Source organism: Ruegeria sp. BG11 (genome assembly GCF_056538565.1).
In genome coordinates, this window is the sequence record NZ_JBQFTH010000035.1 from 1 (window position 1) to 2,674 (window position 2,674).

The window sequence follows — 2,674 nt, forward strand, 5'->3', positions numbered from 1 at the left end:
CGCCCTGACCGCATCCTGTTCCACACCTTGTCCATCTGCGAATAGCAACCCGCAGTTGAATGCGCTGTTGGCATCTCCAGACTCAGCTGCCGCACAAATCAACTCGGCGGCGCGCTGATAATCCTGCAAGACCATTTCGCCATACAGGTACATCAAACCGAGCCGGTTCTGCGCTAGCGCACTCCCCTGATCGGCTGCCGCACTAAAAAGCTCGACAGCACGGCGCATATCGCGCTCGGTTCCCAGACCCAACTCAAACAGGCGCCCGATGAAGAACGCGCCATCCGCGTCACCATCGTCAAACCCGGATTGGAACTCCTCGACTGCGCCTGAAACATTACCAGCTTCAAGAGCGGCTATGCCCGCTGGAACGTCCGCAAATGCAACACACGCGATAGATGCAGAAATTGCTCCGCTCAATGCAGCTCTTGAAACACGCATTCCTTAAGCCTTTGTTTAGAATCTATTTTCCAAGTCCATTAACAAAGGCTTGCCCCTCTCAGGGAGTACAATCCCGCTCCTCACAAGACCTATTTCGTTACAAACTGCGATCCTGCAATTGCTTCCCCCGCAACACCCTGACGGCTGTTGGTCGTCTTTGATCTCCTGTTTTGCGGAACTGGATGATGACGTCGATCATCGAGCGGCAGTATTGGAGGATCTCGGAATAGGTCAGCCCGGGCGGTTTGAAGCCCGGGCTGCAGCATTCCTTGATGTTGGGTCGGAGAAGGTGTGCGGCAACACCTTCTCTCGTTCCCCTCAGACGACGTTGATGGTTTCTTCGATCCACACGGTAGCGGTTCCGCTTGTGTAGACGTCGAAGACTTCACCTCCTACCGTTTGATTGACACCGGTATCTGTGAAGCCTGTGGCGGTGACGGTGTCATCTGCCTCGCCACTGATTCTCAGCAGGTTTGAAGCATCGGTTGCGTCCAGAATGTCCTGTTCGGTAAAGGACACAGCGTTGCTGCCCTGGCTCAGATCAATGTTCTCGATGTTTTCGAGGGCTCCATCTGCCAACGCGGTCAGATCCAGAGTTATTCCGGTACCCGCCAGTGAAAGTGTGTCTACGCCAGCGCCCCCATCCACTTTCTGGAAACTGGCATCAGAGACACTCAGGAAATCGTCACCTTCATAGCTCAGCAGGACATCTGCACCCCCGCCGCCTATCAACAGGTCCGACAGTTCCGTGCCCGACAGGAACTCATCGCCAGCTGTACCCGTCTGGCCTGATGCAGAGGTCAGATCGAGAGTTGTTAAAAGCTCGCTCCCAAAGATCACATAGGCTTCACCCGAATTACCAACACCACCCGCGTCATCTCCAAACCGCGCCCCCACGATCAGATCATCGATCCCGTCCCCGTTGACGTCACCGGCATTGGAGACAGAAGTACCCAGTTGGTCATCGCGCACATCCCCCTGGATAATGATGCCTTCTTCGCCAGTGGATAAGTTGCTTGTATCGATCACCTGGCGACCGGTCGCATCCGCTGTGCCAAATGTGCCACCGCTTTGCCCGAAGATCACATAGGCTTCACCGGCATTACTCCCTCCGTCATCTCCAACCCGCGCCCCCACGATCAGATCATCAATCCCGTCACCGTTGACATCGCCCGCATTGGAGACAGAACCGCCCAGAGTATCATTTGCGGCATCCCCCTGGATGATGAAACCCTCGGTGGCAGACAAATTGCTTGTGTCGATCACCCGGCGACCGGCCGCGTCCGTTGTGCCAAATGTGCCACCGCTCTGCCCAAAGACCACATAGGCTTCACCGGCACTAGTCCCTCCGTCACCTCCACCGAAAGCCCCAACGATCAGATCATCGATCCCGTCACCGTTGACATCACCCGCATTGGAAACAGACTGTCCCAGAAAATTACTCCCAACATCCCCCTGGATGATGAAGCCTTCCGTGGCAGAGAGCGTGGTTGTGTCAAGCGTCAGATTTGGCACCGCTCTTGCCACAGACTGAACAGCCATGGAGGCGTTCCCGGCCGCCTCCGTTGACGTGACCGTGACAGCAAGTGAATCAACTCCGGGCGTCAGCATCGAAAGATCAAAAGCCCCCGACTGCCAAACACCCGTTGCATCGGCAGTCACCGTAAAACTCTGGCCGTTATCCGCTGTGATCGTCACAAGGCTGCCCGGCTCGGTACGGCCAGACAAAACCGTCGTATCCTCCGCTGTAGAGAAAACACCCGTCGAATTATTACTGTTCGACAAGGCCTCAATACTGACCGGGGGCGGCGTCGTGTCCACCGTCACCATCAACGCAGGGCTCGGCGCACTCTCATTGCCCGCCGCATCCGTCAGCGTGAAGCTCAGAAGACGATCCCCTTCCGCAAGCGGCGCATCAGGCGTCAGCGTACCGGTAACAGGATCATAGGTCGCTGGAACCTCAACACCATCCACCAGCAGCGCCGGCACATCCACAAGACCCGCCCCGATGTTCAGCGACGGCGTCGTGTCATCCGTCGTCGCTGCCGTGCTCATCGCGTCCTGGATCGCGCCAACATCATCCCCAAAGCTCGCTGGAACCGCAGGGGTCGCGGGCGGTGTCGTGTCCACCGTCACCATCAGCGCAGGGCTCGGCGCACTCTCATTGCCCGCCGCATCCGTCAGCGTGAAGCTCAGAAGACGATCCCCTTCCGCAAGCGGCGCATCAGGCGTC

At 57.4% G+C, this 2,674-nt stretch carries 2 protein-coding genes; both read right to left on the minus strand.

Annotation, left to right across the window (positions count from 1 at the left end; all coding sequences use genetic code 11):
* On the minus strand, nt 1–441 hold a 441-nt coding region (locus tag ACR0JF_RS23190; protein WP_480670090.1), incomplete at its 3' end, for a tetratricopeptide repeat protein.
* Nucleotides 442–759: 318 nt separating this feature from the next.
* A partial coding sequence (locus ACR0JF_RS23195) for an Ig-like domain-containing protein (protein ID WP_480670092.1) occupies nt 760–2,674 on the minus strand: 1,915 nt, incomplete at its 5' end.